This is a genomic window from Streptomyces sp. NPDC031340 (assembly GCF_055569945.1).
This window is the reverse complement of sequence record NZ_JBVIIE010000035.1, coordinates 61280-82953: the sequence shown is the minus strand read 5'-3', so window position 1 is coordinate 82953 and position 21674 is coordinate 61280. Positions and strand designations below refer to the sequence as shown.

24 protein-coding genes are annotated in these 21674 nt (G+C 70.8%); 4 read left to right on the top strand and 20 right to left on the bottom strand.

From position 1 onward, the window contains the following. Positions 1-467: 467 nt before the first annotated feature. From ACZ5GT_RS25970 to ACZ5GT_RS25950, 5 genes are all read right to left on the bottom strand, one after another. On the bottom strand, positions 468-1280 hold the full coding sequence (locus tag ACZ5GT_RS25970) for a methyltransferase domain-containing protein (protein ID WP_469030886.1): 813 nt from the start codon (positions 1278-1280) through the stop codon (positions 468-470). Positions 1281-1393: 113 nt separating this feature from the next. Continuing rightward, positions 1394-2272 carry an LLM class flavin-dependent oxidoreductase gene (locus tag ACZ5GT_RS25965; RefSeq protein WP_469030883.1) on the bottom strand — a complete coding sequence of 293 codons (879 nt, stop codon included), beginning with the start codon at positions 2270-2272 and terminating at the stop codon, positions 1394-1396. A 40-nt stretch (positions 2273-2312) separates the two neighbouring features. Continuing rightward, positions 2313-2900 carry a dihydrofolate reductase family protein gene (locus ACZ5GT_RS25960; protein WP_469030881.1) on the bottom strand — a complete coding sequence of 196 codons (588 nt, stop codon included), beginning with the start codon at positions 2898-2900 and terminating at the stop codon, positions 2313-2315. A gap of 202 nt (positions 2901-3102) precedes the next feature. After that, on the bottom strand, positions 3103-4146 hold the full coding sequence (locus ACZ5GT_RS25955) for a hypothetical protein (protein WP_469030878.1): 1044 nt from the start codon (positions 4144-4146) through the stop codon (positions 3103-3105). Beyond that, positions 4134-4793 (bottom strand): hypothetical protein, encoded by a 660-nt coding sequence (locus tag ACZ5GT_RS25950; RefSeq protein ID WP_469030875.1) that lies wholly within the window; start codon positions 4791-4793, stop codon positions 4134-4136. The genes ACZ5GT_RS25955 and ACZ5GT_RS25950 overlap by 13 nt, the downstream gene beginning before the upstream one ends. Positions 4794-5105: 312 nt before the next feature. Here ACZ5GT_RS25950 and ACZ5GT_RS25945 point away from each other — a divergent pair, with 312 nt between their 5' ends. Then, on the top strand, positions 5106-5486 hold the full coding sequence (locus tag ACZ5GT_RS25945; RefSeq protein WP_469030873.1) for a DUF192 domain-containing protein: 381 nt from the start codon (positions 5106-5108) through the stop codon (positions 5484-5486). A gap of 23 nt (positions 5487-5509) precedes the next feature. Here ACZ5GT_RS25945 and ACZ5GT_RS25940 read toward each other — a convergent pair whose 3' ends face one another. Together ACZ5GT_RS25940 and ACZ5GT_RS25935 are read right to left on the bottom strand one after the other, a co-directional pair. Then, positions 5510-6382, bottom strand: a complete 873-nt coding sequence (locus ACZ5GT_RS25940; RefSeq protein ID WP_469030872.1) for a hypothetical protein — start codon at positions 6380-6382, stop codon at positions 5510-5512. Further along, positions 6379-8463, bottom strand: coding sequence for a hypothetical protein (locus tag ACZ5GT_RS25935; protein ID WP_469030870.1), 2085 nt, complete (start codon positions 8461-8463; stop codon positions 6379-6381). The genes ACZ5GT_RS25940 and ACZ5GT_RS25935 overlap by 4 nt, the downstream gene beginning before the upstream one ends. Positions 8464-8788: 325 nt before the next feature. On the opposite strand from ACZ5GT_RS25935, the gene ACZ5GT_RS25930 reads away from it, so the two are divergent. The 3 genes from ACZ5GT_RS25930 to ACZ5GT_RS25920 all read left to right on the top strand — a co-directional run bounded on the left by ACZ5GT_RS25930 (position 8789) and on the right by ACZ5GT_RS25920 (position 10438). Beyond that, positions 8789-9343 (top strand): phosphatase PAP2 family protein, encoded by a 555-nt coding sequence (locus ACZ5GT_RS25930; protein WP_469030866.1) that lies wholly within the window; start codon positions 8789-8791, stop codon positions 9341-9343. Between the two features lie 139 nt (positions 9344-9482). Next, entirely contained in the window at positions 9483-9929 is a 447-nt protein-coding gene (locus ACZ5GT_RS25925; protein WP_469030862.1) for a phage holin family protein, read from the top strand. Continuing rightward, positions 9926-10438 (top strand): DUF3618 domain-containing protein, encoded by a 513-nt coding sequence (locus ACZ5GT_RS25920; protein ID WP_469030859.1) that lies wholly within the window; start codon positions 9926-9928, stop codon positions 10436-10438. Before ACZ5GT_RS25925 ends, ACZ5GT_RS25920 begins: the two co-directional genes overlap by 4 nt. A 100-nt stretch (positions 10439-10538) precedes the next feature. On the opposite strand, the gene ACZ5GT_RS25915 is transcribed toward ACZ5GT_RS25920, so the two are convergent. The 13 genes from ACZ5GT_RS25915 to cpaB form a co-directional block, all read right to left on the bottom strand. Next, the gene (locus ACZ5GT_RS25915) at positions 10539-11189 is read right to left on the bottom strand and encodes an OmpA family protein (protein ID WP_469030856.1); all 651 of its coding nucleotides are present in this window, start codon (positions 11187-11189) and stop codon (positions 10539-10541) included. Between the two features lie 8 nt (positions 11190-11197). Beyond that, entirely contained in the window at positions 11198-11776 is a 579-nt protein-coding gene (locus ACZ5GT_RS25910) for a hypothetical protein (protein WP_469030852.1), read from the bottom strand. Positions 11777-11810: 34 nt separating this feature from the next. After that, a complete protein-coding gene (locus tag ACZ5GT_RS25905; protein WP_469030849.1) occupies positions 11811-12407 on the bottom strand; it encodes a pilus assembly protein TadG-related protein in 597 nt (198 codons plus the stop codon). Then, positions 12407-12604 (bottom strand): Flp family type IVb pilin, encoded by a 198-nt coding sequence (locus ACZ5GT_RS25900; RefSeq protein WP_469030847.1) that lies wholly within the window; start codon positions 12602-12604, stop codon positions 12407-12409. The genes ACZ5GT_RS25905 and ACZ5GT_RS25900 overlap by 1 nt, the downstream gene beginning before the upstream one ends. A 202-nt stretch (positions 12605-12806) precedes the next feature. Beyond that, positions 12807-13697, bottom strand: a complete 891-nt coding sequence (locus ACZ5GT_RS25895) for a response regulator (RefSeq protein ID WP_469030845.1) — start codon at positions 13695-13697, stop codon at positions 12807-12809. A 62-nt stretch (positions 13698-13759) separates the two neighbouring features. Beyond that, entirely contained in the window at positions 13760-15481 is a 1722-nt protein-coding gene (locus tag ACZ5GT_RS25890) for a sensor histidine kinase (protein WP_469030842.1), read from the bottom strand. Positions 15482-15501: 20 nt separating this feature from the next. Beyond that, a complete protein-coding gene (locus ACZ5GT_RS25885; RefSeq protein WP_469030840.1) occupies positions 15502-16389 on the bottom strand; it encodes a DUF5936 domain-containing protein in 888 nt (295 codons plus the stop codon). A 20-nt stretch (positions 16390-16409) separates the two neighbouring features. Beyond that, positions 16410-17354: a type II secretion system F family protein gene (locus ACZ5GT_RS25880; protein ID WP_469030837.1), complete on the bottom strand. Its 945-nt coding sequence runs from the start codon at positions 17352-17354 to the stop codon at positions 16410-16412. A 9-nt stretch (positions 17355-17363) separates the two neighbouring features. Further along, positions 17364-18701, bottom strand: coding sequence for a CpaF family protein (locus ACZ5GT_RS25875; protein ID WP_469030835.1), 1338 nt, complete (start codon positions 18699-18701; stop codon positions 17364-17366). Positions 18702-18729: 28 nt separating this feature from the next. Continuing rightward, on the bottom strand, positions 18730-19113 hold the full coding sequence (locus tag ACZ5GT_RS25870) for a TadE/TadG family type IV pilus assembly protein (RefSeq protein ID WP_469030832.1): 384 nt from the start codon (positions 19111-19113) through the stop codon (positions 18730-18732). Position 19114: 1 nt separating this feature from the next. Next, positions 19115-19441 carry a pilus assembly protein gene (locus tag ACZ5GT_RS25865; protein WP_469030829.1) on the bottom strand — a complete coding sequence of 109 codons (327 nt, stop codon included), beginning with the start codon at positions 19439-19441 and terminating at the stop codon, positions 19115-19117. A 155-nt stretch (positions 19442-19596) separates the two neighbouring features. Further along, complete coding sequence (locus ACZ5GT_RS25860; RefSeq protein WP_469030825.1) at positions 19597-20865, bottom strand: AAA family ATPase; 1269 nt, start codon at positions 20863-20865, stop codon at positions 19597-19599. A gap of 9 nt (positions 20866-20874) precedes the next feature. Further along, the gene (cpaB, locus tag ACZ5GT_RS25855) at positions 20875-21582 is read right to left on the bottom strand and encodes a Flp pilus assembly protein CpaB (RefSeq protein ID WP_469030821.1); all 708 of its coding nucleotides are present in this window, start codon (positions 21580-21582) and stop codon (positions 20875-20877) included. Positions 21583-21674 lie beyond the last annotated feature (92 nt).

The window sequence follows — 21674 nt, the reverse complement described above, 5'->3', positions numbered from 1 at the left end:
TTACTCTCCGAATTCGCGCGGCGACGCCACGATGTCCGCGCGGTGGATCACCGCAAGGGCGCACGGCACCCCCATCCAGGCCGCTCACCAGGGAAGATTCGGCGGGATCAGTGGGGGACGCGGGCGGAATCCTCAGGATTGCCGCGCTCCGGGTGCCGTACGACGACTCGCCCCGGCGTCCCTCCGGCGGGTGAACGTCCGCTTGCGACCCCACCGCATCGAGGTCGCCGGCCGAGGAACACGGCACCGCGCAGCCCCCTCCACTGCGCGGTGCCGCCCGCGCAGCTTTGCTGGCGCGAATTACCTTGGCCTGAACTTACGTGAAGCACGGGGACGGAGGCGAGCCGCCGACGATAACAATGCGATCAACGCGCGTAGCCTATGGAAACATGGGCGCGATACGCCCGTAATGCCCGATTCTTTGGGCGGTCCGTCTGTCCGTCTGACCGTCTGACCGTTCCCCAGTCTCAGCCCCGGCCCAGCGGCTTCCGGGCCTCGATGAGGTGCCGGGTGCTGTGGGCGACGAAGGGGCCGTCGGACTCGATCCGCCGGTGCAGGGTGCGAAGCCGCGGCGCGTACGCCTCGACGGTGAAGCCGGGGACCATCCAGATCACCTTGCGCAGGAAGTGGACGACGGCGGCGATGTCGTGGAACTCCATGCGCAGCCGTTCGGCACGCAGGTCGACGACCTCCAGTCCGGCGGCCTCGGCCCCGGCGCGCTCGCGGTCGGGGTGGCGGGCGTTGCGGGAGGCGTCCGGCTGGGGCCCGAGGAAGTACTCGACGAGTTCGACGGCGCTGGCGGGCCCGACGTGCTGGGCGAAGTAGCTGCCGCCGGGCTCCAGGACACGGGCGATCTCCGCCCAGTGCGGCGTCACCGGGTGACGGCTGCTGACGAGGTCGAAGGCGCCGTCCGCGAAAGGCAGCGGCGCTTCCTCGGGTGCGGCGACGACCACGGTGCCGCGCGGCCGGAGCAGGGCGGCGGCCTTCGCCAGGTTCGGCGGCCAGCCTTCGGTGGCGGCCGTGAGCACCGGCGTTCTCCCGGCCCGGCCGAGGGCGAAGTCCAGTACCTCCCCTCCCCCGGTCTGCAGGTCCAGCACGGCGGTGGCCCGCGCGAGCCGCACGGCCAGCGACACGGCATACCCCCAGGAGGGCCGCTCCTCCGTGGCCCGCCCCTCGAACCAGGAGAAGTCCCAGCCCTCCGTGGGCACGGAGACGCCCTCGGCGACGAGGTCGTCGAAGGCACGGGAACGGTCGAAGGCGCGGGAAGGGTCGTCGGCCATGAGGCGATGGTCGCAGGACCGGGCGCGCGGGCGCCGCCGATTTTTCCCAGCCCCGACGTACCGTCATCCGGTCCGTCTCGTCCGTCGCGTCGGCTGTACGCGTCGGCGTCGGGCTAGGGCAGCACGAGCGGCCGGACCTCCTCCGCCACGAACCGGACGAAGCCCTCGGGATCGGGTTCGTCGCCCGTCGGCTGGAGGATCACCCGGTCGGCCCCGGCGTCGGCGAGCCGCTGAACGGCTTCCGCGACGGCGCCGGCGTCTCCGGCGGCGCCAAGACCCGGCACGGACTGCAGTCCCTCGGCGACGAGTTCGGCGTGCAGGCGCTCGGCGGCGCCGGGCCCGGTGGCGGCGAGCAGATAGACGACGACCTCGTGCGGATCCGCCTGCCGCCCCGCCGACTCGCGCCCCTCCTCGATGAGCCGGCGGGCGTGGCGCACCCCGTCGGGCGAGGTGGACGCGGTCAGGAGGGTGCCGTCCGCGGCCTCGCCGGTGAGCCGCAGGGAACGTGGCCCGGTGGCGCCGGCCAGGACGGGTACGGGACCGGCGGGCGGCCAGTCGAGCGCGACGTCGTCGAGGTTGACGTACCGTCCACTGTGGGTGACCCGTTCTCCGCGCAGCAGGGCACGCAGGGCGAGGAGATACTCCCGCAGCAGGGTGACGGGCGACTCCGCTCTGGCGCCCACCTGCCCCATCCAGTCCTGCACTCCGTGTCCGACGGCGAGGACGGGGCGTCCGGGGAACATCCGGTGCAGGGTCGCGGCCTCCATCGCGGTGAGGGCGACGTTCCGCAGCGGCACGGGCAGCAGACCGACCCCGATGCGCACCCGCTCGGTCCAGGCAAGGGCCGCGGCGGCCGCGGAGATGCCGCCTTCCAGGAAGCAGTCCTCCCACAGCCAGAGTTCCTCGAGCCCGCCGGCGTCCGCGACACGAGCGACGTCACGGAGTCTTTCGGGAGGCAGTTGGGGCCGGAAGACGGCGCCGAGTCCAGTCATGCGCCCTTCCTACCCGGGCGGTGGGACGCGGGCAACGTGTTTATGATCCGCCGCTGCCTGCGAGGTCGTGGCGTTCGTAGTGCAGGAGGACGACGCCGTTGCCGAAGGTGCGGCTCTCCACGAGCCGGAGGTCGGCGCCGATCTCGCCGGCCTGCGGGAAGAGGCGCCTGCCCTGCCCGAGGAGCACGGGATGGACGTAGACCCGGTACTCGTCCACCAGCCCCATCCGCATGAACTCCGCGGCAACCTCCGCCCCGCCCAGCCCGAGATCCCCGCCGGTCCGCTCCTTCAGCGCCCTGACCTCGCCGGGCACCACGTCCCGCATGACGACGGTGTTCCACTCGCCCGTCTCCACCGTCCGCGAGTACACGATCTTCGGCATCTCCCGCCAGATCCCGGCGAACTCGACGATCGCCGCGGGGGCGTCCGGTTCGGCGTCGGCAGTGGGCCAGTACCCGGCCATCAGCTCATAGGTACGCCGCCCGCTGAGCAGCCCCCCGAACCGCCGGACGGTGTCGTTGAGATGCCGGTGCAACTCGTCGTCGACGCGGTGCCAGGAGATGTCGTGCCCGGGCCCCTCGAAGTATCCGTCGAGAGAGACGGACATCATCAACACGATCTTCCTCATCACTCGCCTCCCCGGCGGTGGGCCGAGCTGCTGTCGTCGTCCGCGTGCGCTCCAAGGCAGCAAAGCACGGCTCCGGTCTTCAGGAACAGCTGAACCGGCCGGAGGACCGGACCGAGATCCGTCAACAACTGCTGCCGGGCCGTGGCGTCAGGCAGCACGGCTGGCGGGGCAGCCGGAGTCTTGCCCTGCTTGACGCCCTGTGTCAGCGGTTGACGGCCTGGATCTCCTGGACGACGACGTCCTGCGTCGCGCCGAAGGTGCCGTCCGGGAGGTCGCCGCCCGCGCCGCCGGAACCCGTCCAGTGGATCTTCCAGGTGACGGTGGCCTTCAGCGGGTAGGAGCCGTCGCCCGAGGAGCGCAGGTACCTCACCCCGCAGGGCGGTGTCTCGTCGGCCTTGCCCTTGGCGTACGGCTCGCCGATGCGGCCGCCGCGAATCTCGCACACGCCGGAGGCCGGGAAGGTGACGGCGTCCTCCGTGCCCGGGTCGATCTTCACGGAGACCGGCTCGGCGGTGGTCGTGGCGAAGATGCCGAGCAACGGAACGCTCGCGGTCACGGACACCGGCTTGAACTTCGCCGCGTCCAGCCACGCCCACGTCGGCAGGTTCACCTTCGTGGTGTTCTCCGGGGCCAGGTCCACCTCCGTGGAAGCGACACGGACCTCCGCGTAGGCGAGCTGCGCGAGGACTTCCGGAGTCACCGCCTGGGGAATGTCGGCCGGCGGGTCGTCGTTGTCGTCCACCCAGAAGATGGGCTTGGTGCAGTCGAGCGACGCGAGGTCGCCCTCACGGCCGGGCGTGACGTAGGAGTCCCACCAATAGCCCTTGCCGGCTTTCTCCTTGTTGAAGTCCTTGTAGGGATGCCCCTCAACGTAGTGGTCACGCTGTTTCGCATCCCACTCGTAGCCCGTCGACCCGGCCTCCCAGATCGGCTTCAGGTACGCCTCGAGTTGCTCCGGCGTGTACTTCGGCGCGTAGTAGCAAGCGGGCGGGGTCCAGTTCGTCGCGGAGGCCACCGGCCCTGCCGACTGCCCCGAGCCGTTCTTGGAACGATCGAAGACGACGGCGCCTGCCGTAGCCGAAAGGTTGCCCTTGCCGTCGCTGCCACCGGCTGCGGTGGTGCCGGAGCCGCCATTGGTGCTGCCGCCGTGTCCGTAACCTGCAAAAGCTTCAGTGGGACATGCCAATAGCGCGGCCGTTGCAACAACGGCGACGAGCGCGGGGTTCCGACGATTCAGGACTGGCATGCGACACTTCCCCGTTGTGATGTCAGGGTCTCCGTGATCCAGACGCCGTCCTTGTTGACCCTGAGGCGACTGCTGTACAGCACGTAGTTGTCCTTCGACTGTGGGGTCACCTCCGTCTTGCCGGTCTTGAGACTCTTGTTGTACGCCTTGTTCTGGTCTTCGCAGTAGACGAAGCCTGCTGTTCCGTCGCCGTTGACTTTGACTTTTGAGTTGAAATAGCGTTTGGCGCCAGTAATACGGTCCTTGTAGTCCACAAACTCCTGGATGAATTTCTGACTCCCGACTGCAGCCTCACCCTGGGAGTAATAGCGGTACGCCTTGCTGAGAGGATCCTGCTTGGCGATGGCCATGTCGACGGCCTTGATGAACTGCTCGGTATCGGCCAGGACAGCGTCCTTGTCCTTGTCACCCGTCTTCGGCCAGTCGAAGGTGTACGTCAGGTCTGACGGGAGTTCGATCTTCGGGCGACCGGACGTCGCGGACGGCGAATCTGAGGGCGACGTCGATGCCTTCCCGCCCGTGTCGGCTCCGGCGATCTTGTCGTTGGCTTTGTTCTTGGAGCTGTCGTCGCTCCCGCACGCGGACAAGGACAGGGCCGCTGCGGCGGTCAGAGCGATCGCTGCGAGCAGGGTTGGGCGGCGGTTCACAGTCGGCTCCCGGTCAGGCGAGGCTTCTCTCGAGCGAACCAACGCTATCGGCGGGCAAGAAGTGACACCAGCGTGAGGCTTGTCAACCGATGGAGCGTATGAGAGTAAATCGGCGGTTCGCACGCCCACTTGAGCAGTAACGGTTCCGTAACACGCCGTGCGGCGCCGATGGGGAGGTGAGCGTTCCGTTCACGAACCCGCAAAGGGCTTCACGTCGCAGGAGGGCATGGGTTCGTGGGCCTGCGTGGGGCCTACGTCGTGCGGATAGGTTCGGTTGGCGGACGGGATTGCGGCAACGGGAGGGGCCTGGGCATGGGGCGGCGTTGGCGGGACGGGCGGGGCAGGCTGGTCGTGCAACGGGAGGGCGGCACGGGTGCCTCGCTCGCCGTGCCTCTGGAGATCGCCACCTCCTATCGGGCCCGTACCAAGGGGTTGTTGGGGCGGGACTCCGTGGACGGGGCGATCCTGCTCTCGCCGGCCAGTGGCGTGCACACCTTCCGCATGCGTATCCCCATCGACGTCGCCTACCTGGACCGCCGCCTGCGGGTCATCGCCGTGCGCACCATGAGGCCGGGGCGGTTGGGGTTGCCCCGGCTGCGTTCACGGCACGTGCTGGAGGCCGGGGCCGGGGTGATGGCGGGTTGGGGGCTCCGGGTCGGTGTGCGGGTCGAGGTGGAGGAGGGAGCGGTGTGAGGCGCGTGGTGGGAGGCGGGGTGTCAACCGGCCGGCTGCTCGTCGTCGGTGGGCCAGGGGGTGTGGCTCGGGTGTCTGTGTCGCCACCAGCGTTCGGGGGGCTCGGTGGACGTGGTGGGGGCGGTGCGGTCCCGGAAGGTTCGGTCCAGGCGCGTCAGTGCTGAGCGCACGGCGTCCGCGTGTGCCTCGTCGATCTGGGGTAGCAGTCGGCCCAGTTCGTCCCGGGCCTCCAGATCCCTTTGGAAGAGGTCCTCGCGGTAATGCCCGGAGGGGCCCCAGTCGGCCTCGATGCGGCGGACCAGCCTCTCCCACACCCGCAGGCTGTAGTGGACACGGCCTTCCACGCTCGCCGCCGTACCCCTCGGGTAACGGGTGAGAGCGGCGTCGGCCACGGGTGTCGGGATGGGCTCCCTGTCCAGCACTTCCGGCAGGAACTCGACCCTCGCGCCTGGCAGGTCCGGCACCGGTTCCTCCGTCACGTCGACCCGGTACGCCGGGCCGGCGGCGGACTCGGTGTCGACGGCCTCCAGGCGGCAGCGGACCGCGCGTCCGTCCGGTACGGCGACCCAGTACGCGCTCGGCAGATCGAGGTCCGCGGGGTCGGCCGGGTACAGGACTGAGCCGTCCAGGCCGGCCGCGAGGCCGTGCGCCAGCCGCGGCTCCGTCAGGTCTCCGGCTGCCTCGTCGGCCACGGTGATGTCCAGTTCGAACGTGAGGTCGCCCGGTGGCAGCCGGCGGTAGGTGCACAGCACAGGAGCCTCCCAGTGCCGTCCTTCCTGGTCACCGTCCGCGTCGGCCACGTCGACCGACCCCTCCGGGAGGCCCAGCAGGTCCGCCAGGGCTCGCCGGAGACGCGCCGGGTCGCCTCCGCCGACGGTGAAGAGGTTGGCGATCATTTGTACGTCCCGTCGTAGATCTCCTTGGCCTTCTGGACCTTCGCGGGATTGTTGACGAACTTGGGGTCGCGCTGCAATTGCTGGGACTTGCTCAGGTCGCCCTTGTTCCGGGCGATCTCCTTCAGCGCGGCGTACTCGATGCGGTCCAGTTCGGCCAGGCCGGGACCGGACTTGGGGAAGACCGTGCCGTTGCCCTCCACCTCGTACGTACGGCCGTTGATCTCATACGTGTTGCCGTCGGCCGACAGGGTGGCGCGGCCGTCGGCGATGCCCTCGATGTCGGAGCGGACCAGGTCCTCGTTGCCCCGCAGGATGATGGTGTTGCGCTCCTTGACCTGACCGCCCGCCGCTCCGCTGACGGTGTGACGCTTGTTCGGGAACTTGAGGGTCTTCCCGCGGGCCGGGCCGGCGATGTCGTCCCGCGCCTTCCACTCGTTCGCCGGCCTGTTCTTCCCCGCGGCGTCCTCGGCGGCCTGCTCGGCCTCGTCGGCCTGCTTGCGGGCCTCCTGTGCCTGCTGCTTGGCCTCCTCGTCGCAGCCTTCCTCGGCGAGGACGACGTACGGGGAGTCCGCGCGGCCGGAGGCGAGCACCGTCGTGCCGGTGCCGGGTCCGCCGCCCGCGTACGGGACCCTGCGGGCCGGTGCGGCGATGGTGCAACCGGACTCGCGTGCCTTGCGCTCGGCCTCGTCCGCGGCCTCGTCGGCCTTCTTCGCCGCCTTCTCGGCGCCCTCGACGTCGCCCGCCTTCGCGGCGCGCTTCGCGTCCTCCGCCGCCTCGCCCGCCTTCTCCGCGAGCCTGCCCAGCTTGCCGAGTTTGCCGAGCACTCCGACCTTCTCGGCGACCTTGCCGATGTCGTAACCGGGGATGAAGAGGGAGCCGACGTTCCAGATGACGGTCGTGACGGCGCGGGTCTTGTTGCCCTTGTTCCACTGGTCGGCCACGTCATCGCCGATGAACATGTCGTACAGGACCGTGCCGCCGGTCTTCAGGGACGCGCCGCCCCAGTCCCAGAGAGCGCCGAGGTAGTCGCCCCTGGACCACTTGCCGGAGGCGCCCCCGGAGTTCTTCAGCCAGTCGTCGCCGAGCTGCTTGCCGTAGTCGGCGAGGCCGCTGAGGGTGTCGCCGGGGTGGCTGACCATGTCCCAGATGCCGGTGAGGTCGCCCCAGACGCCGTCGACGAAAAGGCCCTGGCCGACCTGTTTGACCTGGTCACCGGCGCAGCTCAGGAAGGCGCCGAAGCCGGAGAAGCAGCCGTCGTCCTTCTTCTTGTCATCGGGCTTCTTGTCGTCGGGGTTCTTGTCGTCGTCGGGGTTCTTCTCGTCGTCGGTTCGTTGGTCGGCGTTGCCGCCGTTGCCGTTTGCGGCGCCGTCGTCCGCGGGGGCGTCGTCTCCGGTGCCGGCCGTGGTGCCGGTGGTGCCTGCGTCGGTGCCTTCCGTGGTGCCGCCGGTGGTCTTCCGCGGGTCGCCGCTGTCGTCCCCCGCCCGGACGTCCGTGCCGCCGCCGTCGGAGGGGGCCGGGCAGGCCGAGCCCGTGACCTCGCAGACCTTCGCGCGGATGCCGCCGTAGATCTGCGTGCCGAGGCCGCTGACCAGCAGCGCGACGATGATCGCGGCGACGATGGCAACGAGACCGGCGTACTCCGCCGACGTCTGCCCCTCGTCGCGACGCCAGCGGATCATGCGGGCCAGGGAGAAGGGGCGGCGTTCGGCACGCTCCAGACCGGGGGTCTCGTACCACCGGCGGGTCTCCCCGCGGAGCAGGAAGATGAGGGCGAGCACCGGCAGGAGGAGCTGCGTGCCGCCGCGGGCCGATCCGGCGACGAGGTTCGCGAGGCCGGTGAGGATCAGCCAGATCTGTACGGCGATCAGTCCGCGCCAGATCCGCAGTCCGCCCTCCCAGCTGCGCCGGGCCAGCCACCAGCCGAGCGCGCCGGGCGCGGCGGCGTAGAGGAGCAGCGCCAGGACGCCGCCGTCGAAGGCGTCGTAGGAGGTCGCGGTGAGCAGCAGGCCCAGACCGCCGACGATCGTGATCGCGAACAGGACGTTGACGATGACGAGGGCCGCCGACAACGGTGCGGGCATGCTCCGGCGCCCGCTCCCCGGCTCCCCCGACGGCCACACGGCCGCCCCGCCCTCCGGTGTTCCCCCGATCGACGACATGCCCTCCCCCTCGTCAACTCCACCGGTTCGGGGGTGTGTTCACACACTCATGGGCAGCGTCCGCGTCATCCGGATCCCCGCCGCTCCCCCGCGCCGGTCCACGACATGGGTCGACGGTAGGGAGGGGACGGCTGGGCCGCATGGGCCCGTGGGCCCAAATCGGCGCCCAATGACGCCGCGTCGGCCACGCGGGCGTCGTCGTCCAGGTCGTGGGTGTGACTGTTGATCCGGCGGATACCTGCACGTCATGGGCTGGCTGGCTGAGGTGTACGAGACGGACCGCCGCGTGACGCAGGGGCTGGCGGCGCGGGTCTCGTCCCGGTTGCACAAGGTGCTGTCCGCGGTGGAGGAGACGGCGGAGAGCAGCAAACTGTGGTGCGGCGCGGCCGCCGTGATGGCGTGGTCGGGCGGCCTGCGCGGGCGGAAGGCCGCGGCCGCCGGTCTGGCGGCCATGGCCGTGGCGCAACTGGCCTGCAACGGCGTGGGGAAGCAGCTGACCGGGCGTCCCCGGCCGCCGAAGGACTGGGTACCGCACGACGAGGTTGACGACCGTCCCGACTCGTCGTCGTTCCCGTCCGGGCACACCGCGGCGGCGGTCGCCTTCACCGCGGCGGTCGCTCCGTCGTGGCCGGCGGCCGGCGGCCTGTGCGCGGTGCCGGCCGCGTTGGTGGCCGTGCAACGGGTGCAGAGCGGCGCCCACTATCCCAGTGACGTCGTCAGCGGGGCCGCCGTAGGGCTGCTCGGCGCCTGGCTCGTGCGGGCTGCGCCCGGACTGCTGTTGCGGTACCTGCGGTGGCGGTAGCGGGGGCCGGACTGGGTACTCGCGCCCCCGGCACATCGGACGGCCGGGCACCGGCCCGGCCCCGCCGTCAGGACCAGGACGCGACCAGGGCAGGGCAGGGCAGGGCAGGCAAAGACAGGGCAGAGCAGGAAGACGGGAGGTGATCGTCGTGTCGAGTACGCAACCGCACTCCGTCCCCCGCGGCGGGGAGCCGGACGGTTCCGGCGCGGAACCGGTCAGCGAACTGGTGCAGCGGGCGTCGCACCAGCTGACCGAGCTGATGCGCGGAGAACTGAGGCTGGCGCAGGCGGAGATGAAGGAGAAGGGCAAGCGGTACGGGAAGGGCTGCGGGCTGTTCGGCGGCGCCGGCATAGTCGGCTTCCTGACCCTGCAGGCCCTCGTGGCCACCGCCATCGCCGCGCTCGCGGTGCCGTTGCCGGTGTGGGCCGCGGCGCTGATCGTCACGGCTGTGCTGGGGCTGATCACCGGGCTCATGGCACTGAGCGGGAAGAAGCAGATCCGCGAAGGCGCGCCACCGACCCCTGAACAAACCATCGCCGGCGTGAAGTCCGACATGACCGAGATCAAGGAGCGTGCACACCGATGACCCAGCCGCCTCACGACGAGCAGACCGCCTCCAGCACGGAGGAACTGCGCGAGCAGGTCGAGGAGACCCGCAAGGAACTCGGGCAGACGGTGGAGGCGCTGGCGGCCAAGACCGACGTCAAGGCGCGGGCGCAGGAGAAGGCGGCCGATGTGCGGGCGCAGGCCCAGGAGATGGCCGCCGACGTCAGGGCGCAGGCCCAGGAAAGGGCGGCCGACGTCAGGCAGCAGGCCGCCGCCAAGGCCGGGGAGTTGCGGGCCAAGGCGTCCGACGTGGCGCACCAGGTGCAGGAACGACTGCCCGACCCGGTGAAGGACAAGGCGCTCCAGGCCGCCGAGCAGGCCCGGGCCAAGGCGGTCCAGGCCGGACATCTCCTCCAGGAGAAGGCGCCCGAGCCGGTGCGCCAGAAGGCGGTCGAGGGGGCGCGGGCGGCGCGGGACAACCGCACGCTGCTGCTGGCGGTGGCCGCGGGCGCCGTGCTGGCGTGGATGGCGTACCGACGCGGGAAGTGACGGGAGGGGCGTCACCACGGTCCCGTGAGCAGCCGTCGGCCCGTCCCAGTCGGTGATTGTTCGGGTTGGGACGGGCCTGGGCGTCAGGAGTTCGGTGCGTTCAGCCGTCCGAGCGGGGGAAGGACACCTCCACTCGGCGGTTCTTCTTGCGGCCGGCCTCCGTCGAGTTGTCGGCGATCGGGTACTGCTCGCCGTAACCGCGCACCTCGAAGGTGATGCCGGGGTCGTTCAGCTCGTCGTCCAGGACCTCCTGTACGGCGTTGGCGCGCTGCCGGGACAGGACGTCACCGTGCGCGGACGAGCCCAGGTTGTCCGTGAAGCCGAAGACGCGGATCTTCGTCGCGTGCTGGTTCTTGATCTCGTCGGCGATCGCTGCGATGCGGGACTTGGCGTCGGCGCTGAGTTTGGCGCTGTCCTTGCCGAACAGCACCTCCGCCTGCAGCGCGAACTTCACGTCACTGTTGGTGTCCTCACGCCGTTCGTCACCGCTCTGGTCCTCCACGACCGACTTGATGTCCAGCACCTTGGGCTCGGCGAGGGTGGCGCCCTCGGGGAGCTTGAGGTCGGGGTCGTTCGGGTCGACCTTGACGGGGGCGGAAGCGGAGGGTTCGGTGCCCGGTGGCACGCTGGGGCTGTCGTCGGCACGGGCCCCTACGGCACCGACGATGTTGGCGGCGACCATGAGGGACGCCGCGGTGAGGGTCACTGCGAGGCGGGGGGCCGTTCGGTTCGAGGTTCGGGTGACGGTCATCGCGGGCCTCACCCGGAGATCGTGATGGTGGCTGTGGCGAAGCCGGGCAGTTGGAAGCCGACCTCAGAGGTGTCTGTGGGCGGAGAGGGGAACTGCATGAACACCGGAATGGTTTCCCCAGCCTTCAACGCAGGGAAGTTCGTGGTAGTCAACGGACGTCCGTCCGTATCCCGCAGAACGTAATAGCGCTTCTTGCCCTTGGAGTCCACCAGCGTAGCGCCGCCGAGCGAACGGCCGTTGCGAATGATCTCGGTCTCGTTGCCGCTCAGGTTGGAAGGCACGTTGATGGTGCTTGATCCGTCGTTCTTCAGATTGCCGTTGATCGTCACGAACCCGCCGGCATCCCGTTTGGCCGTGGTGATCTGAAGCAGAAGGCCCTGCGGGCCCTTGAGTTCGGCCAAGGGTGTTTCCGACTGGCCTTCTTGAGCGCTCGGGTCGGACCCGTCGGTCTTGGAGGCGGAAGCCGAAGCTTTCGGCTTCTCGTCGTCACCCCCACCGCCGCAACCGGCTACACCGAGGGCCAGACCGGCCGCAACGGTCAGCGCGACCACTCCCCTGCGGGCCTTCGCAGTGAACCGAATGCTCATGCCTCTGCTTCCTTCGTCACTCGTCGTTCGCTTGTCAGTCGGCCAGATGGACGTCGAAGAGGTCCTCGGGTCCCGGCAGGTCGGTGAGGTCTTCCGGGTCCAGCTCCCAGTCCCGGTCCTTACAGGTGAGCTTCGGCAACATGTCCTTCCCGGCTTCCTCGCCGGGGAGTCGGAACGTGCAGAGCGGTTCGATCACCGCGGTGGCGGAAGCCGTCGCGTACTGGTCCTCCGTGCCGGGCACGATGGTGTCTCCCACCGGCTTGTCGGTCTCGACGTCGACCGTGAAGCCCAACAGGCCCTTCGGTAAGCACTTCTCGACATGGGCGCCGTTCTGCGCGGCGAGCGCGTCGGCTCGCCAGCACGACGGCTCGAGCCCCGTCACGTTTCCGTCGAAGACGTCCTGCCACTTCGTCGGGTCGAGCACGTCCTCCAGCCACCTACCGGCAAGCTTGTCCCGGAGATCCTGCGCCGCCGCGAGGGCGGCCGCGTCAGCTGCCGTCTGTGCTCCGTTCCGGGTTGCCGCGGCCTGGCCGACCGCAAGGTAGGCGAACGCGAGAAAGAGCAGGCCCGCCACCACCGTGATGTAGATGGGGAAGGCCTGCCCTGCGTCGCCGTACCTACGGGCGCGCATCAGCCGCCGGTGACCTCGGTGATCTTGTTCTTGATCTCGTCGAAGATCGACTGCCCGATGTCCGTACCCGTGATGGCCAGCACGATCGCCACGACCACCGCGATGATGCCCAGGTACTCCACGGCTGTCTGGCCCTTGTCGCTGCGGGCGGCGCGGGTCTGCAGGTACGCGACGGTGGTGTTGATCCAGTTGCTCATGGTGTTCCCCTCCCGGTACGGCCGGCCGGGCACCGGCCGACGGCTGCGTCTCTGGGTCGTGGACGTAACCGGCTTCCTCCCCGCCGGTGCCGCTTGCGACACGAGAACCGTACGGCGGGACTTGCCGCCCGTCGGAGGGTCCCAGGGCCCAATCCCGGGCCCAATCCGAGACCCAGGCGCTCCCCCGTGACGTCATCACCCCTCACCCCACCCCTCGGCCCGAACCCGGCGCCGTTCCCAGCCACTTGGCGGCGGCCTCGGAACGGCTGGTGCTGTGGAGCTTGGCGAAGATGCGGTTGATGTGGTTCTTGACCGTCTTCTCGCTGATGAAGCAGGTGGCGGCGATCTGCTGGTTGTTCATGCCGGATGCGATGAGGTCCATGATCTCCGCCTCCCTCGTGCTCAGTTGGTACCGCGACCTGTCGGGAGCGGCCGGTCGGCCGTTCATCCATGCCGACGACGACTGTCCCACATCTGATTGCAGTTGCGAAAGGTTTTCTGAAGAAATAGCCGGAGAGGGGACGTTGGCGGGCGGGACGTCATCCGCTCCGCCCAGCCCCTCGGGCAGCGGTGCCGCGTTCGGGTTCCCGTCCCGGCGCAGTTGGTCCAGCAGTGCTCCCGCCGCCGTCGGCGTGAAGTGGGCCCGCCCTTCCTTGATGTCCCTCACCGCCGAGACCAGTTGGTCGGCCGTGAACTCGCCGTGCACCAGGTAACCGCCCGCACCCCGGCGCAGGGCCTCGTGGACGATCTCCGACTCGCGGCTGTAGGTCAGCATCACCACCGGGGCGATCCGCACCAGGTACGGAAGCGCCGAGATGCCGTCCACGCCCGGCATGCGGACGTCCAGGAGGACGACGTCTGGACGGTGCTGCTGGGCCGCCTCCCAGGCCTGGCGGCCGTCCGCGGCCTCCGCGACCACGGTGATGTCCTCCCGGCCGGACAGGAGGACCGTGAGGCCCGCGCGCACCACGGGGTTGTCGTCCGCGACCACGACCGTGAGCGGTGCGGGGGGCGGGGGTGGTGACGGGAAGCCGTCGAACGGGTGGGGCGGCGGCTGCGGAGGGCCGGGGGGCGGTGTCGTCGGGTCCGGCATCGGGCGGCCTCCTCTCGTGTCGTCGGGTCGTCGGGAGTGACGGGGGTTCAGGGCCTCTCGCCTCAGGTGTTTGCTGTCGCGACGGCTGCCAGCGGTAGCTCCAGGCGGACTTCCGTGCCCCGGGGATGTCCGCCGCGGCCGATGCGGATGCGGGCGCCCACCGAGGCGGCCCGCTCGACCATGCCGACCAGGCCGAAGTGACCCGCCCGGCGCAGTTGTTCGAGGTTCGTGCCGGGGGGCAGGCCGCGGCCGTCGTCGTACACGCTGATGCGCAGCAGGTCGCCGTGGACGCCGGCGCGCACGTCGACCCGCGTCGGGTCCGCGTGGCGGTGGGCGTTCTCCATGGCCTCCGAGGCGATGGTCAGCAGCTGGCGGGCCACCGCCGGGGGGACCGGCGGTACCACGTGCTCGCCGGTCGGCCGGCAGTCGGCGGGCAGGCCGGTGCGCGCGCCGAAGTCCCGTGTGCGAGCGGCCAGTTCGGCCAGTACGTCGGTGCCCTGGCCGGGGTCCGATTCGCGGCGCAGGTCCGCGAGGAGTTCGCGGGACTCGGCCGCGGCGCGGCGGGCCGAGCGGGCGACCAGTTCGGCCTGCTGTCTGACCAGTCGCGGGTCCATCCGGGCCGCGCCCGCGGAGCCGGCCAGTCCGTCCGCGGCCAGCGCCACGCCGTGCAGGGTCTTGGCGACCGAGTCGTGCATCTCCCTTGCGAGCCGGGCGCGTTCGGCGCTCACCGCCTCCGTGACCGCCAGCCGGGCCTGCACCGTGGTCAGCGCCTGGGTGGCGGCGCCGAAGCGGAGCAGCAGGTTGCGCAGGGCCGAGCCGACCGCGCCCGCGACGACGCAGAGGCCGGGCAGGAGCAGGGACTCGGCGGGGCTGGTGTGCAGGTCCTTCGCGGTCTGGTGGACCAGCAGGAGGATCAGGGACTGGAGTGAGGCGAAGACGGCCGCGCCCCGCCAGCCGTAGACGATGCCGGCGAGCAGGGGGGTGCACACGCTGACGTAGGCCAGGGTGGTGTCGGGGCCCGCGGAGATCAGCAGCAGCGAGCCGAAGAGGGTGTCCACCGCCAGGAGGGTGGGGTGGCGCAGGAGCAGGGGGCCGAAGCGCTCCCAGTCGCGGAACAGGACGTAGGAACCCATGAACGTGACGACCACCGCCGCGCCCACCAGGCGGGTCGCCAGGCCCGGGGAGGCGTTGAGCAGGGCGGAGGGGGCGGCCAGGGCGATCATGGCGAGGCGGAAGCCGAAGACCTGGCGGCACATCGCCTGGAGGGCGTTGATCTGGATGGGGATGGTGGCCGAGGCCGGATCGGCGGGCGTGAGGGCGGGTGCGGCTGAAGCGGCGACGGGGGCAGGGGTGGCCGGAGCGGCCGGCGGAGTCTGCGGGGACCGCTCATTCCTGGCGGCTTCCGCGCGCGCCGACGGGGGCACCGGGGCCGACGGGGTCGTCGGAGCCGTCCGCTCAGCCCCGTCGCCCGTCGCCCGCCGCTGCTCCTGCGGCGACCTCCGCCGCGGCGACCCAGGCAGCGCAGCCATCGGCTGCCCCGGGCCCGAGGCAGCCGCCGACACGGGCGCCGACACCCCCGCGCCCGCACCCAACCCCACCCCCGCACCCGCACCCTCCGCCCGCTCCCACCCCGGCGGCAGCGCAGGCGTCACCGATGTCACCGGGATGTCGGGGGCGCCCGTGCGGACGTGGGCGGGGAGGACGGTGCCTGCCGGAGGGGTGGTGATCTCCGGAGTCCGCGGGCGGCGTCGCCGGATCCCGAGGCGTTCCTTCGTCGTCGTCATCGCCAGTACCCGCCCGCCGTCTACTTGCCCGTGATCGAGCCGAAGTCCGTGCCGGAGCCGAGGAGCAGGCCCGCACCGAGGAGGATCATGGTGGCCGGGACCATGAAGGTTGTGATCATCATGGTGGCCTTGGGGACCGCGCGGGCCGCCTTGCGGCGGGCGTTCTGTGCGTCCGTGCGCCGCATGTCCTTCGCCAGGGCCACCAGGGTGTCCACGATCGGCGCGCCCAGTTCCTCGCCCTGCTGGAGTGCCGTCACGAACATCGCGACCTGCTCGGACTCGTTGCGCCGGCGCAGTTCCGCGAACGCCTGGCGGCGGCTCATGCCCAGGTCCATCTGGCGCAGGGTGATGCGCAGTTCGTCGGCCCACGGGCCCTCGTACTTGGCGGCGACGCGGTCCAGCGCCTGGCGGAAGCCGAGGCCCGCGCTGACCACGACCGCGAGCACGTCCAGGAAGTCCGGCAGCGTCCGCTCGATGACGTCCTTGCGGATGCGGATCGCGGACCAGATGCCGACCTCCGTCCAGAACGCGCCGAAGGCGAACAGCACCAGGGCCAGGAAGAAGTTGCCCTTCATCAGGAACACCAGGCCGCCGACGCCGCCCAGGAAGCCGTAGACCGCGCGGCGGGCGGCGTAGCGGTCGATGGTCAGTCCGCCCGGGTTGCCCGCCAGGTCGATCTTGCGGCGGTACTTGGCGACCATCTTGGGGCCCATCAGGCGCAGGATCGCGGGGGCGTAGCGCATGCCGAGGCGGTCCACCACCGAGTCGACCGCGCCGGTGCGGGTGGAGCCCACCTCCAGCGCCAGGGCCAGGTCTCCGGGGAGCTTGGCGTCCGCGCGGTACATGCGGATGCCGGCGAAGACGCCGTACACGCTGAGGCCCGTCACCAGTGCGAGCAGAAGTGCCATGGTCGTCCTCCCTCCGGGTCTCAGACGTCGATGCGGGACAGGCGGCGGATGAGGACGAAGCCGACGGCGTAGAGCGCGAAGGCGACGATCACCGCGCCCTGGCCGACCGGTGAGCCGGTCATGCGGTCCAGCGCCCCGTCCTTGACGCCGTTCATGAGGAACAACGAGCCGACGCCCAGGACCGGAACGGCGTACGACGTCATGTTCACCTGGGAGAGCTGGGTGCGGACCTCGCGCCGGGTCTCCTTGCGCTCCTCCAGCGTCTCGGTGAGGTTGCGCAGGGCGCTGACGACCTGGCCGCCCGCCCGGTTCGACAGGACCAGCGTGGTGACCAGGACGACCAGCTCGCGGGAGGGGAGCCGGTCCGCCATCTCGCCGAGGGCGTCGTCCATGGACGCGCCGAGGGCCAACTGGTTCGCTACCTTGCCGAGTTCCTCGCCGGCCGGGGCCTCCAGCTCCTCGGCGGCCATGCCGATGGCGGTGCGCAGCGCCAGTCCGGCCTGAGTGGCGTTGGCCAGGATACGGGACATCTCCGGGAGCTGGTTGATGAACCTCTCGATGCGCTTCTGGCGCTGCCAGTTGAGGAACTGGACCGCCAGCCAGATGCCGAGCAGCCCGGCGAGCGGGCCGAAGAAGGGCGCCAGGGTGGCCTGGCCGACCAGCCACAGGCCGGCCACCACGGCGAGCATGGCGGCGAAGAACTCGCCCGGGGTGATGTCCAGGCCGGTGGCCGCCAGGCGCAGTTCCAGCTTCCTGCCCAGCTTGGTGCGGCGCAGGCGGCGGTCCAGGCCGGGGAAATGGCGCCGGCGGCCGGCCACCGGGATCTGGCCGGTCGCCGAGAGGCGGTCGACGAGCGCCTGGCGCTGCGCCTTGCCGGTGGCGTAGGCGTGCAGGCCCAGCACGGCCAGGACGCAGGTCAGCAGGGTGATGCCGGTGGTGAGCGTGATGAGCGTGTGCAGATCCATCGGTCGGTCCTACCTGGCTTCTCGGGTGGCTAGCTGCTCTGCGGACTGGGCGACGCCGAAGGCCTGGGGGATGGGCTGGCTCGCCATGTAGAGGCGGTCGGCGGTGCGGCGCGGCAGCGGGTAGTACTCGAACGCGCCGTAGATGCGGCCGTCGGCGGCCATGGGACGGGCGTTGAAGCGGGCCACCGTCGCCAGGCGGTACGGGTCGCTGCCCTGGCTGTCGAGGATCGCGATCTCGGTGATGCGGCGGGCGCCGTCGGCGAAGCGGGTCAGCTGGATGATCACGTCGATGGCGCTGTTGATCTGGTCGTGCAGCGCCTCGAAGGGGATCTCCACCTCGGACATCGACGCCAGCGTCTTCATGCGCATCAGGGCGTCCTCGGCGCTGTTGGCGTGCACGGTGGCGAGGGAGCCGTCGTGGCCGGTCGACATCGCCTGGAGCATGTCCAGGGACTCGCCGCCGCGGACCTCGCCGACGACGATGCGGTCGGGGCGCATGCGCAGCGAGTTGCGGACCAGGTCGCGGATGGTGACCTGGCCCTTGCCCTCGACGTTCGGCGGGCGGGACTCCAGGCGGATGACATGGGCCTGCTGGAGCTGGAGTTCGGCGGAGTCCTCGATGGTGATGATGCGCTCGCCCTCGGGGATGAGACCGGAGAGGGCGTTGAGCAGCGTGGTCTTTCCGGTGCCGGTCGCGCCGGAGACGATCACGTTGAACTTCGCCTGCACCAGGCCCGCCAGCAGGTACAGCATGTGCTCGTCCAGCGAGCCGAAGCCGATCATCTCCTGGAGCGTGAACGAGCGGGGGAAGCGGCGGATGGTGAGCGTCGCGCCGGTCAGGGACAGCGGCGGGATGATCACGTTGACGCGCTCGCCGGACGGCAGGCGCGCGTCCACCATCGGGTTGGACTCGTCCACCCGGCGGTTGACGGTGGAGACGATGCGCTCGATCGTCTGCATCAGCTGGTCGTGGGAGGGGAAGCGCAGCGGGAGCTGCTCGACCCGGCCGCCGCGCTCGACGAAGATCGCGTCGGGGCCGTTCACCATGATCTCGGTGATCGACGCGTCCTCCAGCAGCGGCTCCAGGATGCCGAGGCCGAGCGCCTCGTCGACCACCCTGCGGATCAGCTGCGAGCGCTCGACCGTCGACAGCACCGGGCCCTCGCGGCTGATGATGTGCCCGAGGACGCGCTCCAGGCGGGCGCGGCGCTCCGCCGCGGCCAGCGACGACATCTCCGCGAGGTCGATCTCCTCCAGCAGCTTGGCCCGGTAGGAGGCGACGAGGTGGCCGTCCTCGCCCCGGTGGCCGTTCTCCTCGGGGGAGTTGATGCGTGCCCGCAGGCTCATGGTCGGGTGCTCCTCGCGCTGTCCTCGTTCAGTGGTCGAGCGGCATGGTGGCGGTCTTGTGGGCCGGGCCGAAGTCCCAGCCTGGGACGATCGACGGGATGTGCACGGTGGCGGTGACGGTGACCTCGTCGCCGCCGAAGGCGGACGCGCAGCTGGTGTCGTCGGCCAGGAATCCGCTGACGGCCTGGTCGCAGGCCGCGTCGGCGCCCCGGTCGAGGGAAGCGCTGCGGGCCCCCGCCCGCGCGGCCGTCCCCGCCTGCTGGGCGGTGTAGGCGATCAGGCCGAGCTGCACGACCGCCATGCCGACGATGAGCAGTACGGGCAGGAACCCCAGGTATTCGAGGGCGACTTGGCCGCGGTCGCGGGTGGTGCGGCGGCGCGGCGTCCTCGTGGACCGGTACCGGTACGGCATCTCAGTGCGTCGCCTCCTCGACCGCGCCCGCGTGTCCCTTCACGGTGAACGGGAAGCTGACCGTGCCGGGGAAGAGGATGGGCACCTCGATACGGACGTCCGCGGTGACGAAGCCGCCCCCGGCACCGCACCGCACGTCCGCACCCCCCTGCCACGCGCCCGTCAGGTCCTTCAGGCCCGCCTCGGCGCACCTGGCCTGCATGTCCCCCTCGGCCGCGGTCCCCGCCCGGACCGCCTCGTCGGCAGCATTCCCCGCGAGCGTCCACGTGTACCCCACCAGCACGAGCTGCCACAGCACCACCAGCGTGATGACGATCGTCGGCGTCATGCCGAGGAACTCGATCGTGACCTGGCCGCCGTCCCGTCCTCGGTCCCGTTCCCTGTTGCGTCCCCGGTTCCGCCCTCGGCCCCACTCCCGGTCCCGCCCTCGGTCCCTTCCCTTGTCGCTTCCCCTGTCCTTTCTCCGCGGATTCGTCCGCATCCTCATCCCCCTGCATCCCTGCGGCGCCGGAAGCTCACCGACCCCCGGTCGCCCCGCAGCCGGTCGCCCCGCAGCCGGCCGCCCCGCTGGGTGCCCTCCGCGGCCTTGACCAGGCCCAGTTCGCCGGCCAGGCCCCACAGTGCCTGCTTGACCACGCCCTTGCTGTCCAGTTCGTGGATGCGGCCCGCGTCCACCGCGCCCTGGAGTTCCTTGAAGTTGGCGGGGATCGCGGTCCCGGCGACCGCCGTGCCGGTGATCTTCTGGATCAGCGGCGGCTGGATCTCCGTGGCGCGGGTGTGCCGGTTGACGACCACCGTCGTCTCCTCCGCCTTGCGGATCTGCAGCCGGTCCCACATCCGCACCGTCCGCTTGGCGCCGCGCACGGCGACCACGTCCGGGGTGGTGACGAGCAGGGCCCGGTCGGCCATCTCCACCGCGGCCGCGCCGGCGCCGCCGAGCTGGGCGCCGCAGTCGATGACGACGACCTCGTAGCGGGAGCGCAGGGCGCTGACGATCTGGCGGGCGGCCCGGTCGGTTACCTCCTCGCCGCGCTCGCCCTCGCCGGGGGCGAGCAGCAGCGCGAGGCCGGTGTCGTGGCGGAAGACGGCGTCCGCCAGCACCCGCGGCGAGATGTCGGTGATGGCGGCCAGGTCCACCACCGACCGGCGGAACTGCACGTCCAGGTACGACGCCACGTCCCCGGTCTGCAGATCCATGTCCACCAGCACGGTGCCGCGCCCCGACGCCTGCGCCGCGAGCGCCAGCTGGATCGCGACGAGCGTCGCCCCGACGCCGCCCTTGGCGCCGCTGACGGTGACGACCGTGCCGCCGACGCCGGTGAACACGTCGCCGCCGCTGCCCAGATGGCGCCGTACGCCGACCGACCACTGGGCCACCGCCTGTACCCGGCTCGCCAGTTCCTCGTAGCTGAGCGGGAGGGCGACCAGGCCGCGCGCGCCGTAGTCCATGGCCGCCTGGAACAGGCCGGGGCTCGCGTCGGAGGTGACCAGGATGACGCCCACCGCCGGGAAGCGCAGCGCCACTTCGCGGATGAGTTCGAGGGCCGGGACGGGGCCGATCCGCTCGTGCACGACCACGACCTCGGGCAGTTCGTCGATCGACTCGGCGGCCAGCCGGGCGAGGGTGTCGACGAGCTGGGTGGAGTCGGCCACCGGGGCCACCGGCTCGGCGTCCGGGAGCTGGCTGAGCAGGGTCGTGATGGACCGGACGGCGTCCGCGTCGCCGGCTGCCGGGAGGATCCTCGTGGGCATGCGGGCCTCTCACTTGTCCTTCGCGAGCTGGTACGTGCGGTCCCGGTCGGGGACCGTCGTGTCGCTGCCCGGCGCGACCAGCGCGAGCCGGACCCGCTGGGCGAACGACTCGGCGTAGGTGATGCGCTGGGCGTCGAGGGTGGAGAGCGCGAAGGTGATCGGGACGGCGTCGGTGGTCTGCCGGTTCTTGTCGCTCTCGGTGGGATCGAGCGCGGTGATCCGGCCGACGTCCAGGACCTTGGCGTTCGTCACGATGATCTTGGACTGCGCGGGGTCACCGTCCCGCTCGCCCGCGAAGGTGGCGTACACGTTGACCGTCGAACCAGGCGTGATCTTCCCCGCCACACCGGTCGCCGCGTCGATCATGATGGCGACCTCCTGCTGCCCCGGCTGCAGGGCGGGCTGGTCCACGATCATGTCCCGCTGGAGCAGGGAGCCCGCGCGCAGGGTGGTCACGGCGATCTTGCCCTGGATGTCGCGCAGGTCGGTGACCGCGGTCTCGGACAGCCAGCGTTCGGGCATCTTGATCTTCTCGAACTGGCCCGCGCTCAGCTGGGTGTAGGGCGCCACGTTCGACTTGACCTGGTAGGCCGTGACCTCGGGACCGACCTTGGACTTCACGTCGCTGATGACGGACAGGACACCGGCGAACGCGCCGAGGGCGCAGACGACCGACAGGAGCAGGAGCAGCACGCCGCGGCGCTGACGGGAGTTCATGAACCGTACAACCTCATCGGGGATATCGGTCGAGCGGAGTCGAATGACGTGCGGGGTGTGAGCGGCTGGTCCAGGAGCGGACGGGTGGGACG